Source organism: Polaromonas sp. UBA4122, from assembly GCA_002381615.1.
GTDB lineage: Bacteria > Pseudomonadota > Gammaproteobacteria > Burkholderiales > Burkholderiaceae_C > Polaromonas.
This window is the reverse complement of the sequence record DFWY01000003.1, coordinates 17518-32337: the sequence shown is the minus strand read 5'-3', so window position 1 is coordinate 32337 and position 14820 is coordinate 17518. Positions and strand designations below refer to the sequence as shown.

Genomic DNA, 14820 nt, shown 5'->3' with positions numbered 1-14820 from the left:
AACCAGGAGATTAAGACCGCTGAAATATTGTCGGGCCGCCTCGCCCTCTATGCCGCGCAAGGTATCCAGGTCTGCCACCGCAGGCAAAGCCCGCAAACTTGCAGCCAGATCGTCCGCGCGCCGGGCGAGCAGTCTGGCCTCATCTTCCACCTTGGCTTCGCGGGCGCCTCGCTGCAACACCTGGCGCGTGTTCTTGATCTTGCCCGCCACGCAGGCGCGCGCCATGTCGAGCGCAAACGCCGGATTTGCGACACACTGAAACTGCGCCTGACGCAACAGCACATTGCCTGAAACGGCCCCCTCCAGCCGCGCCTTGAAACGCCCGTTGTCGTCCAGCAATACCAGGGCAATGCCCGCGTCTGCCAGCCGGTGCATTAAAGGGGCAGACAGGTTGATATGTCCGAAGCACACCACCGCCGTTAAATGGTGCAGGGGCACACGCAGCCGGGTTTCGCGCTCCACCTCCACACGCAGGGTGTCGTTGTCCAGGCGCAGATACGTTTCTGGCGTGGTGACGTAGAGGGTGTTGAGAAGTTGCATGCGTATCCAGTCCTATGCGCAGGGATCAAACAGCGCCGCGCGGGCAACCATCAAACTTGTGTGCGTGGCTTGGGGCTGGCAGCGCTCAAGCAGTGAACACGCCTTGCAGCGCTTTGCTGCCTGCTCTGCCACCAGCGGCGGCGGCAGCTTGCCCGATGCCAACATCTGCCGAACGGCTTGCACGGTTTGCACCACGTCGACACGAAGCTGCGCGGTGATGGGCACCACCCGACGACGCTTGGAGGTCGCGTAATAGATGGCACCTTCATCCACCGCTTTGCCCAACATGGCTTCCAGGCACATCGCCTGGGCAGCCAGTTGAATGTCGTCACACGCCGCAATGTCAGCAGCCTTGTTGCGGCTGCCATGTTTGTATTCCACCGGGTACGGAACGCCACCCGGCAAAAACTCGACCACGTCCGCCTTTCCCACCAAGCCCAACTCGTCATGCCAAAGCGGCATGGCTCGCTCCACACGCACGCCCTTGGCGGTTTCCACGCCCGGCTTGTCCACTTTGGCATGAACCGCCTGGCCGCGCAGGGTGTAAACGTTTTCGTCAAACACCTGCTCCAGGTGAATCAAGCCGCACTGGCGCGGGCAGTAACACCAGTGCTGCAAGGCAGACAAAGGGATCTGTTCAAGCTCGGCTGCCACGTGGATTCTTTGACTTTTGCCGCGCCTTACGCTTTGCGCGGAGACTTCAAGGCCTTCTTCGCAGCCGGCGGCAGGTAATTGTCACCGGACACCACCGACTTCCCGGTCTGGCTTTCGAGCTGATTGCGGGCCTGGCGGGCGATGCGGCCACCGGCCTTGGCCGCAGTTTGGTTTTGCTGCATGCCGGTGGCGTTCACGTTTTCAGATATCTGCCGGGTGGACAGCTCGGCCAGCGCCGTAAAAATCAGTTCCGCCTCGCTCATGTGGTCGCGCAGATTCTGACTTTTCAGGCCCTTCATCCCCTTGTGCTCATTGACGCTTACCCCAGACCATTCCTGATGAATGATGTTGGTCAGGATGGCAAACTCACTACCTTCCTTGATGTCGTGGCCGCGCCAGTAGTCGGTGAGCTTGTTGCGCGTTTCCTGCCCGGTCATGCGTTGCTGAATCCACTTGTCGCTTCGCCCATGTTGCTGCCAGGTCTGGCGTGCCCGGTCCAGCGACAGGGCCGGGTCGGCCATCTCTTGCATGCGCTCATAACCCACCTTGGCGAGCCAGAGTTTGATGGGCTCGGCCTTGGGGCTGGGGACGGACTGCACCAGGCGCAGCAGTGTCTCGGCGGTGGCTACGTCCGCCAGGTAGTTTTTGCCGTCGGCTGCAGGTAATTTCAGTCGGTGACAGTTTGTCACCGACTCGCTGCCTTCCTTGCGCAGGCGTTCTTTGAGCTTGTTCCAGTATTTGCGCGCCGTCTGGTAGTCGGCCTGCTGCGTCAGCACCTGCACCACGTCCACCACTGAGAACCACCAGGTTTCAGTGTCTTCGTCGTACACGCGGCGGATGGACTGACCATCGAATTCAGCAGGCAAGATTTTCATTTTTGGTGGCTTTCAAGACGCTCCATTTCAGCATCTTCTTGTCAGTGTTACGCCTGTTTCTGGCTGGACTGATTGCCCAACAGACAAGCTTTGATCGTCAAACAAAACAGAATATGCATCGAAACTGCGTGCGACTGCACCCTCTTCTTTAGGCTTGACTTGCAAGCGGTCGAACAAGGCGTGCGCCGGGGCGTTGCCCAACTCGCTGTCGTGCTTGAACACGTATAACCCGCGCGTGGACATTTCGCCACGGGCGGCAGAGCGGTCGTGCTCGAACATTTGCGCCAAGGCCTGAAATACCAGTTCAAGGTCGTCGTCGCCAAATCCGGTTTGCTTCGCGAGGAAGGAGGAAACAAAGCCGTGGGCGATATAGACGCCATAAGGCACAGTGTGTTTGCGGCCCATAGTGCGGTTGTCGCCCTGCTGCTTTTCAGCTTCAGCTTCTGTAGCAACGGCCATGCGGGTGATGGAATGTTCCAGCGCCACGATGGGCTCGACGGAGCGGGCAAAAGTCAGTTGCACCGGGCCACGCACTTGGCCGCAGTTGATGCCAAGGGACATAACCGCGCCAAAGGTCCGCACGTCAAAGAAATTTTGGCACATCCATTTGCGGGCTTGGCTGACCTCGTCGGCACTACCTTTGCGCTTTTCCTTGGCGGGCTTTTTCTTCTTCGCATCCACCTCCGCAACTTCAACCGCGTCATCCGCTTGTTCCTCTGCAGGCACGTCCAATTTGAGCGCCGAATAGGCTCGTTGATGTTCCAAGTTCAAAATGGCTTTTTCGCGCACATAGATTTCAAAACGTTTCTCCCCCGGCGCAAACTTATCTGCGAAGCGCTGTTCTCCAGCTGCGGGGTCAGTGTTGTCTGGTGCCTTGACCAATCCGACGAAATTTCGAATCTTCCTTTTAAGCGACACGTCCGTCACCAAGCCATGGCCCGATTCAGCATCCATGCGCGGCATGTTGCCCGCGTCTGGGTCGCCGTTGGGGTTGCCGTCTTTCACGTCAAAAATGAGAACGAAATCGTAGCGGTTGGCGAGATTCATGATGGGGTTCCTTCGGTAATGATGGTGGAGTCGTCAGGTTTTTTGGTGAAAAAGTCTTGACGTTGGTGGTAATAGCCCAGCGCAAAACGACCTTGGTCGGGCAGAGGTAAATGTCTGGGAAAGTCAGAGACTGTTCCCAAAATCTCGCCCAGCAGCTTTTCAAACCACATGCCACGCCCAACTGGCAGCTTTTTGAGGTGGGAGTTTTTGAGCCGTAACAAGGTGGTGAATACAGCGACTGGCGTGCTTGATGCTGCACCGTAGTAGCGATCACGAATCGTAGCGTTGAGGCCGGGACTGGCTTCTTCCTGGATTTTTTCCAGTGCGGCGAACAATCGACCCATCCGGTAGGCCGGACTGGGATTAGTGAGATCAAGCATAGATAAAAACTCCTTCTCGGGGGGCTGGTTGGTTGGTGTGACAGATGAACGACGAATCTGGCGATTGAGACAAGCCTTGATGGCAGCTGCCCGCAAATAGTTAACGTTTTGCTCAGCCCGGCAACGGCCCACGGCGGCGTTGAGCCACAAACTGGGATAAGGCACGTCTGGCCCGGCAAAGACAGCATCGACGATGGCACCGCCAAGATTGGGAGGTATGTTGTCTGCCTTGTTTTGCACAGCCACGGCAGCTAGAAGCCTGAAGAGCGAGGGGTACTGAGGGTCATGCGGGCCACGCACTATTTCGAGGTCTTTGAAATGCTGGAGGATGCGCTCGCCCAGTTCATGCAGCGGCAGACAGTGATAAAAGCGAATGCTGATGCGGGCGGCGTTCGGAGCCAGGCCCAACACATGAAAGCGGTTGACACCATCCGGCCCGCCGAGCTTGCCGGTCTGTACGGCAAAGAGCAAAGCCTGAACGGCACGGGCACCCTGATCTGGATCATCTTTAGGCGGCTCACCAAAAATGTCAGGAATGGTGGTTTCAAACTCTGACTCTTTTTCTGCCCAGAACACGGTGGATGCGTCACCCACCTGGATACGCTGACCCGAGTCTTTGCGCAGCAAGTGGTTCAGGGCCGTGGTGTAGGCAAAAGCCGCCGCTTGACTCACCGGCGCGTTTTCACCTTGTCGCTCTGTTTTGCCGTAGGACTCGAAGGCTCGGGCGTTGAAGGAAACGATATTGGCCCCCGATGATTGTGCACCCCAGACACCTTTGATTGAAGTGTGCAACCGTTGGATGGGTGCATCGTCACCAGTGACCAAGCACATGGCCAGCCGCGCATCGTCGTCAGTCGCTACGTTCAGCACGGCTTTGACAACGGCGGGCCGTTGGCACACCAGATCAACGTCGCCATGCAGTCGAAAGCTCATCACCGCATTGGATTCCAGCGCTTGCGCCCAAGCCGGTTGTGCTTCGAGCTGCGGCAGATTGAAGCACGCGAAGAATTTCAAAATAGCCTGAATACCTGCATCGTCGTGGGCGCTTTGCGGCAGGGCGTCAACCCGGGCCACAAAATGCGCGTGCTGTTCTGCCACTCGCTCGGGTTTGCCTTTGGTGTCCACACCCAGCACATATTCGAGCGTGTCCCACAACAAATTGGCGGCTACGCCAGAGGTCTTTTTGACTCCCTGAGGCATGCGAAAAATCTGCGCAACTTTTTTCTTCTTCTCATTCAAGGTACGGGTGTCAAGCAACTGGATCAGTTCGCCCTCGGTCGTAATCTCCAGTAAAAAGGGGATTTCTTTTTGTTCCAGACCAAAAACAGGCAAGCGCTGCGCTGGGTCGGCGTCGTCGCATTTGCGGCGGTAATAGTCGTCGAGTGCTTGGAGAATCATCCGCGTGCCTCCTCAAACGGGGGAACATCAATCACGCCCGCCACCATCCTGGCGTTGAAAAAGCGTGGCTGCGGGTCTGAAGGATGGGTGAAGTCAAGGTCGTGCAGCATCCACCCCAGTTCGCGGGTCTCGCCGATGGGGGTCACGGTGAGCGCATCTGACGCGACCAAGCTGAAAGCGGCAGCAAATTCCCGACACCCCAAATACGGCTGATTCACGCATTGCCCCTTATTGGCGCGGCGGGCAAACATCTCGGTGTATTTCATCAAGGGCTCACCCGGCCGCCCCGGTGCCAGCGACAAATCAGCGTGAATACGGTAGGCCACATCGCGCAAAAAATAACCGGCACGCTGCTGGCGTTCTTCTTCGATGTAGAGCCCCAGCGTGCCGCTTCCCGCCGCCATCGCCTGCTGCACATTGCGGGTAGACACCACGGCACTCACCTCATTTCGCCGCAAGTTGATCCAGCGAATAGGCTTGAGCACTTCAATGCGATGCACCCGCCATCGAATAGCGGGCTTCCAAAGAATGGCCTCAAAAATGGAACGTGCAGCCGACGGCGTCATCACGTCATATGAAACACGCTCGACTTTCATTTCAGGACGGGTGAAACAGGCGAATGGGCCTGAGACTTTAAGACAGAAAGATTTTGAGGGGGTCATTCAAATCACCAAACCAGTGGGGTTAAAGGGAATGTCTTCTACTTGCAGGCCCAACAGGGGGTGATACAGACCATCGACATTCTGTTGCACATAAAGCCCCGGCATGGGCAGCGTCAGACTGCCCTGATCCAGCATCCTGTCAGCCACACGTTTGTGGATGCTGACGGTGTAGCGTTGCAACTTTCGCATGAGCCAACGCGCCGGGCCTTGGGCCGCAAGCATTCCGAGCAGTTTTTCAATCTCATCACGATGCTCCGCATAACGAACCACGACCGTGGCCGAGTCCTGGTCATCAATCAGGCGGAATGCCTCTGCCGCTGAACGGAACTGCACGCCCAGCGTTTTTGGCTCCACCTTGAGCTTGGCAACAATCCCCTTGCTGTCCAGATCGACGGTGCTGTAAAACTGCCGAAAGTAGCTGGCAAACAAAGTGCGTGCCAGCGGGTCCGCGTGTTGGCCGTGCAAGGTGCTGATGCAGGCCTGCGCGCCTTTGCGCAAGTGCCCTATGGGCGGCGGCTCTGGGGGCACAAAGACCACCACGCGGCCTTTTCCATCCAGGCGACCTTCGCGGTTGCAGCGCCCTGCTGCCTGCGCAATGGAGTCCAGTCCCGCGAGGGCGCGATAGACGACGGGGAAATCAATGTCTACCCCGGCCTCAACCAACTGGGTGCTGACCACACGCAGCGGCTGCAGGTCGTGCCCGTCACGCTTGGCGTTGAGACGCGCCTTGATGTGGTCGATGACCGTTTTTCGATGCGCACCACACATGAGGGCGGACAAATGCAAAGTGTCTGACGGCAACAAACGCTGCAACTCGCGGGCAGCTTTGCGGGTGCTCACGATGGCCAGCACACAGTCTTCAGCGGCCAGTTGCGCGGCAGTATCGACCCACGGCGTCGGCGTGTTCCAGTCTTGCGGCAACGCCACATCCACCCGTTTGAGCGCATCAAATAGAACATCGGGGTTGTCGATAATTTCACGCACGTCTTCCAGCCCACGCAGGTTGCTGCTGGCATCGAAATAGTCAGTCGTATTCAACGCGGGCTGGGTGGCGGTACACAGCACCACGGTCACGCCATAGTGCTTCACCAGCAAATTCAGCGCATCCAGAATGGGCTGCAAAAATTCAGGCGGCAGTTGCTGCGCTTCATCCAGCACGATGATGCTGTTCACGATGTTGTGCAGCTTGCGACAGCGCGAGGTTTTGGCCGCGAACAAGGACTCGAACAACTGCACATTGGTGGTGACGACCAGCGGCGCATCCCAGTTTTCGCAGGCCAATCGGCTGCGGGCAGTTTCATCTTTGTCGGCCGCATCGGCCTGGCTGTGGTGTTCAATCAATACTTCATCCCCTAGCGTTTTGAATACGTCGCGAAAGACTTCGGCGGTCTGTTCAATGATGCTGGTGTAGGGAATGGCGTAGATCACCCGGCGTTTACTGTGCGTTTGTGCGTGATTCAGGGCAAACGCCAGACTGGACAAGGTCTTGCCACCGCCGGTGGGCACCGTGAGCGAAAAGAAACCAGCGGACAACGCCGCCTTGTCGCGGCACTGACGCAGAATGTCGGCGCGCAGGGTATTCACCGTGGAAGGCGTGGCGCTCGTGGCTTTGGCGGTCAAGTGCGCATCCAAAACGGCCCGCATTTGATCCAGAGTGGGGAAGCCTTCACGCCGGGCAGGTTTGCCCGCGTCAAAGTGGGCCTCTGTATCCAGAAAATCGGCATCCACTAGACAGGAAAACAGCAAGCGAACCCATAGCGCAAAGCCTGCTGGGCCGCCCGGAATTTGGCGCAAATCGGGGACAAATTCACCCGAATCAAGAATGCGGGCTGGTGGCTGGGCTGCCAACGCTTCTTGTAGTTCAGTCTGGCAATCGGCTTGCGTCAGCCGCTCTTTGAGGCCGCCGTCCCAGTCATCAAGCCCCGCGTGGTGGCCCGCGATCAAATACGCCAATACACGCGCGGCAAGTTCTCCAGTCGTACCGCGCTTTTCTTCCAGAGTGCGTAAAGCCCATAGCGCGCCAGCCGCAGAGTGTGTTTTTTCGCGGCCTCCAACGCGACCTTCGATATGAGCATTCGGGTCATTCGACTGCTGAAGATAGCGCTGAAAACCGGGACGATACTTGCCCAAGTCATGCCACAAACCCGCCAGATAGGCCCAGCGTTGGGTAGCCGTGTCGGAATCAAACGCCTGCGAAAAAACGGCAGCCATATTTGCCACAGCATGCAGATGATCAGCCAACTGATGCCCGCCGGAGTGAGCCAATGGTTCTGACACGATTATTTTCCCCATGAAATTTTTTATCTGTTCGCAGCTTAGCCTTGCACAGGCTCACCAGATGAACCTGCCCCCCTCTTCAAAAATATTTCTTCGCCATCTTCCCCGCCTCCGCCGCCACCGCCTGCCGCAGGCCAGGCGGCCCCAGCACCTCGCAGTGCGCACCATGCTTGAGGATGTCCATGATGAGTTCACGATGGTCGGCGTAGGGGATGCGCAACAGGTAACTTCCATCCCCTTGCCATTCGCCCTTTTGCTCTGGATGCCACTGTTCATAGGCGACCCAGCGAGCGCGCTCGGGCGTAAAGAGCAGCTTGGCCCACAAGATGCGGCCGCCAGAAAACAGGCCGTAAGTGGGCGCAAACAAAGCATTCAATTTGGCGTCCGGCACCTCCTTGGCCGCGGTGTCCAGCAGATGCGCCTCGCGGATGGCATCAAGGGAAAAGTTTCGCAAGTCATTGCGCAGATGACACCATGCATCCAGATACCAGTTGCCACGGTAATGCACCAGGCGCAGCGGTGACACTTCACGCTCGGTGGCGTGGCCGCTGCCACGCGCCAAATAGCTCAGCGCCAGGCGCTTGCGCTGCACCAGAGCCGTGCCGACGCGCTGAAAGTGGGTGGGCTGCACGGCACGCTGGGCCAGGCCGATGATGCGTACCCGGCGGCGAAGTTGCTCCGCGTCATGATCTGCCCCGCCTTCCAGCAAAGTGTTCAAACGCGCCATCAAAGGTGCTACGTGAGGCGTCAGCACACCACCCGCATCCAGGTTGACCAGCAAATGCTGCATGGTTAGAAGCGCGTGGATTTCGGCGGACGAAAACCACATGCCGGGTAGCTGGTGAGGGTTCCCTTCCTGATGACCAGCCTCGGCCATGCGGTAGCAGCCAGTCGCACGATCCCATTCGATGGGCGCGTGCAAACGGTTACGCAGGTAGGCCAGATCGCGTATGAGCGTCGAGCGCGAGACTTCCAACTCGGCTTGCAGCGCGGCAAAGCTGACTGCTTTGCGTTGCCGCAACAGCTCTTCGATCTTGTAGAAACGTTCGGTCCGATCCATCTGTCCCCTTGAATCTGCATGACTGATTTTTATCGGTCCAGTGTAGAGCCTCGCGAGCCTGCAAGGCAGCGGGAAAATTTATGCGGACCCGGTTGACTCAGTGGCGCGGCTGCGGCACACCCCCCACCAGCGCTCCCGCACCGTTGCCCCTCACGGCGCGCTCATTTTCGAATCCATGCCTCAACTTGATCCGGTCTGGCGCTTGACGCAGCTGACCCATGCAGGTATCAAAGGCACTATGTTTTTCATAGCTTCTCGCGCCCATTGAACAAGGGCTACAGGGCAATTTGATTCACAAAAAGGCGAAGGGCGAATCTGGCCATTACTCGCTTCACTTTTGTCTGCGTCCAGAGCACATCCCCGCCAGGTCTGGTACGCTGCACCCACTGGATTTCACCCGCATGCTGACCGTCGTCCCACCTTCTTCCGAACAACGCATTCACCAGATAGCGCAAGCCCGTCAGGCCGTGCTGCAGGAGGGTAAAAGCCTGCCCGGCGCCTTGACCGATGCCTGGATTGAACGCTCCTGGAAGCGCTGCCTGGCAAGCGGCAAAAGGCCGGACCAAGCGGTTGACTTTGAGCTGATTGCACCGCAGGCCCTGCGCCGCACCGAAGAAGCCAATCACGCGCTGGTGCAGGCCGCCCGACCCGTGCTGCAGAAGCTTGGGGCTGCGATAGCCAGCACAGCTTACTTTGCCATTTTGACCAACGCGCAAGGCGTAGTGGTGGACGTTAACGGCCCGATTGACCGGCGCGACCGCCGCGCCGAGGTGATCACGCGCATCGGTGTGGACTTGTCTGAAGCCAGCATAGGCACCACCGCCATAGGCGCGGCACTGACTGAGTTGCAGCCAGTCTGGCTGCATCGCGGCGAGCATTTTTTCAATGCCAATTCAGCCTACAGTTGTGCCGGTGCGCCGCTGTTCGGGCCCGACGGCCAGTGCGCAGGCATGCTGGATGTGACCGGAGTGGACGCGGTGGAGCGCCCTGAGCTCAAGCACCTGGTTTTGCAATCGGCGCGCAGCATTGAAAATGCGCTGACGCAGAGCAGGCCGCACGATCTGCTGGTGCGGCTGAACTGGTCCAGCCACAGCCTGGGGGAAGACGCGGACGGGCTGATCTGCCTGGACCCGGACGGCTGGGTGACTGGCGCCAATCCGGCAGCGCGGCAAATGGTGGCCCAGTTGCTTGCAGGCAACCCAGCGCCTGTGCATTGCAGCGAGCTGTTTGCGATGCCCTACGAAATGCTGTTTGATGCCGCAAAGAGCGACACGCTGGCGTATCCGCAAGCCATCGAAGTGCCCTTGTGGTCTGGCCTTCGCCTGCATGCGCTGCCACTGCTGCAGGGGCGCTCCGCTACGCCGAACCGGCTCACTGGCAGGACATCGGCGACGCCGCCCTTGCCACTCAAAGACGTTGAGACGGCCTTGATACGCAAGGCCGTGAGCGAAGCCAAGGGCAATGTGGTGCAGGCTGCCAAGGCACTGGGCGTTAGCCGCGCCACGGTGTACCGCAGGCTGAGCCCGGGCAAACGCGGCTAGTGCATGAGTGCGCCGTGCTGTGCGGCCATGTCGTCAGCCTTGCCTGCGGCGGCGCCTGGGGCAGCGGCTGGCGCCACCGTGCTGACGGGCACCTTCAGTTCAACCTTGCTTTCAGCGCCCTTGGCATTCTTGAAGCGCAGGGTCAGCGGCACCGTGCTGCCCTTGGGCAGCGTCTGTTTCAAGTCCATCATCATGACGTGGTAGCCACCGGGCTTGAGCTGCACCGTTTGACCGGCAGGCAAATCCAGCGAAGGCATGGCACGCATTTTCATGATGTCGCCGTCCATCTTCATTTCGTGCACTTGCGCAACGCCGGCCACAGGAAATGACGCACCCACCAGCTTGGCGCCATCCTTGGCGGTAATGCTCATGAACGCGCCAGTGCCCTTCTGGCCTGGCACAGTGGCGCGAACCCAGGCGTCCTTGACTTCGACGGTTTGGGCATAAAGGGTGCTGCAGGCCAGTGCAAGTAAAGCGCCCAATAATTTCAATTTCATGGCTTTCTCAAATCGATAAAATTGACTGGCTTATTTTGTAGCGTTGGGGAAAAACAACTGTTCGCCATTGATCTTGTAGCCGGCAATCACATCTTGCCCGGCGGGCGAAATGATCCAGTCCACAAACTTTTGCGCCTCAATCACTTTTGTTTTCGGGTGTTTGGCCGGGTTGACCACCATCACGCCATACTGGTTGAACAGACGCGTGTCGCCTTCCACCAGCACCGCCAGGTCGGCGCGGTTCTTGAAGTTCAGCCAGGTGCCGCGGTCTGCCAGCACGTAGGCGCCTGTGCTGGCTGCGATATTGAGTGCCGGCCCCATGCCGCAACCACAAGCTTTGTAGCCGGAAAATGCCGGTGTCTCAACGCCTGCCGTTTTCCAGTAACGCAACTCGGCCGCATTCGTTCCGCTTTTGTCACCGCGTGAGATGAAACCGGCATTGGCAGTCTTGAGTTTTTGAAGCGCCAGGGCGATATCCTTTCCCTTGACACCGGCTGGATCAGCCGCCGGGCCGATCAGCACGAAGTCGTTATACATCACCGGAAAGCGCTTGATGACAAAGCCTTCAGCCACCACTTTTTCTTCTGCCACTTTGTCGTGCACAAACAGCACGTCGGCATCGCCGCGTCGGCCCATGTCGATGGCCTGGCCAGTGCCTACGGCGACCACTTTCACATCAATGCCCGTGGCTTTTTTGAACTCTGGCATCAGGTAACCAAACAGCCCGGACTGCTCGGTGGACGTAGTGGACGCCATCACGATACTGGGCGTCTGCGCTATCGAAATAGTAGCTGATAGCGCAATGGATATAAGCGCTACAGCCCTAAAAGACTTAAAAATTCGGACCGTCGTGTTTAAACCGTTCATGCAAGTTCTCCTTTTAAAAAATTTTCAGCTGCCGCAGGCAAGGGCCCGTTAAAAAAGGCAGCGGTGGGCAGATCTGCCACCAAGTGCCCATGTTCCAGATAAATCACGCGGCTGGCCAGGCGCTTGACCTGCCCGAGGTTGTGGCTGCTGAAAATCAGCGTCATGCCGGCCTCGGAAAATTCGGCCATCAGGCGTTCCACCTCGCGCTTGGCCGTTGGGTCCAGGCTGGACGTGGGCTCATCGAGCAGCAATACCTGCGGCTTGAGCGCCCAGGCCCGTGCCAAGGCCACGCGCTGCTGCTGCCCGCCCGACAGGGCTTTGGCATTGCGCCAGGCAATATCTGCCAAGCCGACACGCTCAAGCGCCTGCAGCGCCTGCTCTTTGGCCTGCTTCCACGGCACGCCTTTTAGCCACAGGCCAAGGGCCACGTTATTCAGGACGCTGGCGCGCAACATGTAGGGGCGCTGAAACAGCATGGTCTGGCGTGCCTGCGTGTCTTGCTGAAAACTTCCCGCCACCGGCCGGACAAGCCCATGCAGGGTTCGCAGCAAGGTGCTTTTGCCGCTGCCGTTGGCACCCACCAGCGCCAGCCGTTCACCTGCGTTGACGCGCAGTGTGCAAGCCGTAAGCGCCTGGAGCCGCCCAAACTGCACGCTGATGGCATGCAGATTAAAAATTGGCGTCATGGCTGCGCACCTTGGGCTGCCAGACCCGATGCCTGTGGGGACGCTACATCCGGCAGCGGGTCATCGAGTTGCTCACGCCAGCGCCGCACCAGCGCGATCAGGCTATTGAGCAGCAGCACCACGCCGAGCAGCAAGATGGCCAGGGCGAGGGCCAGCGGCAAGTCGCCCTTGCTGGTTTCAAGGGCAATCGACGTGGTCATCACGCGCGTGAAGCCGTCAATATTGCCGCCCACCATCATCACGGCGCCCACCTCTGAAATGGCGCGGCCAAACGCGGCGAGCAGCACCGTCAGCAAGGCATAGCGCTCGTCCCACAACAAAATCAGGCTGCGCATGAAACGGCGTGCGCCCAGCGACTGGAACTGCTCGCCGTGGCTGCAGTCGGCATCTTCAATGGTCTGGCGTACCAGCGCCGTGACGACCGGCAGCACCAGCACGGCTTGCGCCAGCACCATGGCCTTGAAGGAAAACAGCCAGTCCAGAAAACCCAGCGGCCCGCTGCGCGACAGCAGCAGGTACACCACCAGCCCCACCACCACAGAGGGCAAGGCCAACGCGGTATTGAGCAAGGCCAGCACCACAGCGCGGCCCCTGAATCGCACCACCCCCAGCCACGCGCCAAGGAGCAGGCCGGCACTGCAGGCGATCAAAGAGGCGCACACGCTCACAGCCAGCGATCGGACAACGATGCTGGCGAGCATCGGGTCGAGCGAAGTGATGAGCGAAAAGGCCGTTACGGCGCTGCTTGAAAAAGTGTTCATGCCAAAGGTTCTGCGAGACTTTATCCTAGTTCACCAGGCCTTGGGTCCGCATCGGCAATCATCGTTATGAAGTCATTTGCATAGCAAAATCAAAGACTTGCGGCGCTTCAAGTCCGACCGTACAGGTCAGTGGATGCACTCATAATCGGTACCCACCTCGCTCACCATGCACAAAGTCGAACTCTCCTACCTGCTGACGCCACAGCGCGGCAAAGACACCCTGATACGCAACCCCTTGATGGACCTACTCCACGCGGTGCGCGAGCAGGGCTCCATCTCCGGGGCCTCCAAAGCGCTTGACCTGTCTTACCGGCATGTCTGGGGTGCGCTCAAGGACTGGGAGCAGACGCTGGGGCGTGCTCTCATCGTCTGGGACAAGGGACAGCGTGCCCGGCTCACCGAGTTTGGTGAAAAACTGCTGTGGGCAGAGCGCCAGGCCCAGGCCCGGCTGGCGCCGCAGATTGAAGCCTTGCGCGGTGACATTGAACGCGCATTTTCAACTGCGTTTGACGAGAATACCCATGTACTCACGCTGTACGCCAGCCACGATGCGGCACTGTCTGCCCTGCGCGAGCAGGCCAGCCCGCACGGCCTGCACCTGGACATCCGCTTCATGGGCAGTGTCGATGCGATTGCGGCCCTGAATGCCGGGCGCTGCATGATGGCCGGCTTTCACACGCTGGACCAGCCGGGCAGCAGGTCGGTGGCCGCGCAAACCTACCGGAGCCTGCTCAAACCCGGCCTGCATAAATTGATCGGTTTCGCCCATCGCAGGCAGGGCCTGATCGTTGCCAAGAACAACCCGCTCGGCATTGCCAGCCTGATGGATCTGAAGCAATCCGGTCTTCGTTACGTCAACCGCGCGGAAGGAGCCGGTACACGTGTACTGCTGGACGAGCTGCTGGCAAAGGCTGCCATGCACCCTTCGGACATTCAGGGCTACCAGAGCCAGGAGCCTTCCCACACGGCGGTGGCCCAAGCCGTGGCCAGCAACGCGGCGGATGCGGGTCTGGGCATTGAGGCCGCGGCACGCGAGAAAGGACTGGGCTTTGTGCCCCTGGTGCAGGAGCGCTACCACCTGGTGTGCCTGAAGTCCGAACTACCCACGCCGCATGTGCAGGCTTTGCTCGCAGAGCTGCAAGGCCGCGAGTGGCAAAGCACACTTGACCAACTGCCGGGTTACAGCGGTGAGCTGGCCCAAAGCGGCAAGGTGCTGTCTTTGCGCGCCGCGTTGCCGTGGTGGAATTACCGCACCAAAAAATCGTAACTGCTCAGGTCTTCTGATCTCACGTAGGTTGGCGCAATGGCCACGGAAGGGGCTGTTACTTTTTTGGTAGTGATTTGGCTTTGCTGGCTTGGGCTGGCCGGTCTCGCCCGGCGGGCGACTTACTTTTCTTTGCTTCGCCAAAGAAACCTAAGGAAAAGAAAGGCGACCCGCAGTCTGGGTCCCCTGCGCTTCGCTACGGGGCAATCTGCGCTGCACCAGCAAAGCGGGGGTCCGCGCAAACTCGCCTGCGGCTCAAACAGCGCGCGGCCCTGGTCCCGCTTTCCTGGCGCAGCACAGGCCCAGCCAGG

14 protein-coding genes are annotated in these 14820 nt (G+C 59.1%); 2 read left to right on the top strand and 12 right to left on the bottom strand.

Features of this window, described 5'->3' with window-relative positions; all coding sequences use genetic code 11:
- From cas1 to B3F77_RS00715, 8 genes are all read right to left on the bottom strand, one after another.
- Window positions 1-540, bottom strand: a 540-nt coding sequence (cas1, locus tag B3F77_RS00750; RefSeq protein ID WP_293603108.1) for a CRISPR-associated endonuclease Cas1, incomplete at its 3' end; no start/stop codon positions are given.
- A gap of 12 nt (window positions 541-552) precedes the next feature.
- Entirely contained in the window at window positions 553-1194 is a 642-nt protein-coding gene (cas4, locus tag B3F77_RS00745) for a CRISPR-associated protein Cas4 (protein ID WP_293603107.1), read from the bottom strand.
- Between the two features lie 26 nt (window positions 1195-1220).
- A complete protein-coding gene (locus B3F77_RS00740) occupies window positions 1221-2069 on the bottom strand; it encodes a BRO-N domain-containing protein (protein WP_293603106.1) in 849 nt (282 codons plus the stop codon).
- 27 nt (window positions 2070-2096) lie between these two features.
- On the bottom strand, window positions 2097-3119 hold the full coding sequence (cas7c, locus tag B3F77_RS00735; RefSeq protein ID WP_293603110.1) for a type I-C CRISPR-associated protein Cas7/Csd2: 1023 nt from the start codon (window positions 3117-3119) through the stop codon (window positions 2097-2099).
- Window positions 3113-4894 (bottom strand): type I-C CRISPR-associated protein Cas8c/Csd1, encoded by a 1782-nt coding sequence (cas8c, locus tag B3F77_RS00730; protein ID WP_293603105.1) that lies wholly within the window; start codon window positions 4892-4894, stop codon window positions 3113-3115. Before cas8c ends, cas7c begins: the two co-directional genes overlap by 7 nt.
- Complete coding sequence (cas5c, locus tag B3F77_RS00725) at window positions 4891-5556, bottom strand: type I-C CRISPR-associated protein Cas5c (protein ID WP_293603104.1); 666 nt, start codon at window positions 5554-5556, stop codon at window positions 4891-4893. Before cas5c ends, cas8c begins: the two co-directional genes overlap by 4 nt.
- Window positions 5557-7848, bottom strand: coding sequence for a CRISPR-associated endonuclease Cas3'' (locus tag B3F77_RS00720; RefSeq protein WP_293603103.1), 2292 nt, complete (start codon window positions 7846-7848; stop codon window positions 5557-5559).
- Window positions 7849-7912: 64 nt separating this feature from the next.
- Window positions 7913-8893 carry a helix-turn-helix transcriptional regulator gene (locus tag B3F77_RS00715; protein WP_293603102.1) on the bottom strand — a complete coding sequence of 327 codons (981 nt, stop codon included), beginning with the start codon at window positions 8891-8893 and terminating at the stop codon, window positions 7913-7915.
- Between the two features lie 401 nt (window positions 8894-9294).
- Between B3F77_RS00715 and B3F77_RS00710 the strand changes: the two genes are divergently transcribed.
- Window positions 9295-10434 (top strand): helix-turn-helix domain-containing protein, encoded by a 1140-nt coding sequence (locus tag B3F77_RS00710; RefSeq protein WP_293603101.1) that lies wholly within the window; start codon window positions 9295-9297, stop codon window positions 10432-10434.
- On the opposite strand, the gene B3F77_RS00705 is transcribed toward B3F77_RS00710, so the two are convergent.
- Genes B3F77_RS00705 through B3F77_RS00690 form a run of 4 tightly spaced genes read right to left on the bottom strand, consistent with a single transcriptional unit; the run spans window position 10431 to window position 13245 of the window.
- A complete protein-coding gene (locus B3F77_RS00705) occupies window positions 10431-10931 on the bottom strand; it encodes a copper chaperone PCu(A)C (protein WP_293603100.1) in 501 nt (166 codons plus the stop codon). The two genes, B3F77_RS00710 and B3F77_RS00705, sit on opposite strands and share 4 nt — an antisense overlap.
- Before the next feature lie 30 nt (window positions 10932-10961).
- A complete protein-coding gene (locus B3F77_RS00700; RefSeq protein ID WP_293603099.1) occupies window positions 10962-11798 on the bottom strand; it encodes an extracellular solute-binding protein in 837 nt (278 codons plus the stop codon).
- A complete protein-coding gene (locus B3F77_RS00695) occupies window positions 11795-12484 on the bottom strand; it encodes a phosphate ABC transporter ATP-binding protein (RefSeq protein ID WP_293603098.1) in 690 nt (229 codons plus the stop codon). The genes B3F77_RS00700 and B3F77_RS00695 overlap by 4 nt, the downstream gene beginning before the upstream one ends.
- Complete coding sequence (locus B3F77_RS00690; protein ID WP_293603097.1) at window positions 12481-13245, bottom strand: ABC transporter permease; 765 nt, start codon at window positions 13243-13245, stop codon at window positions 12481-12483. The genes B3F77_RS00695 and B3F77_RS00690 overlap by 4 nt, the downstream gene beginning before the upstream one ends.
- Before the next feature lie 166 nt (window positions 13246-13411).
- Between B3F77_RS00690 and B3F77_RS00685 the strand changes: the two genes are divergently transcribed.
- Window positions 13412-14512 carry a substrate-binding domain-containing protein gene (locus B3F77_RS00685; RefSeq protein ID WP_293603096.1) on the top strand — a complete coding sequence of 367 codons (1101 nt, stop codon included), beginning with the start codon at window positions 13412-13414 and terminating at the stop codon, window positions 14510-14512.
- The last annotated feature ends 308 nt before the right edge of the window (window positions 14513-14820 follow it).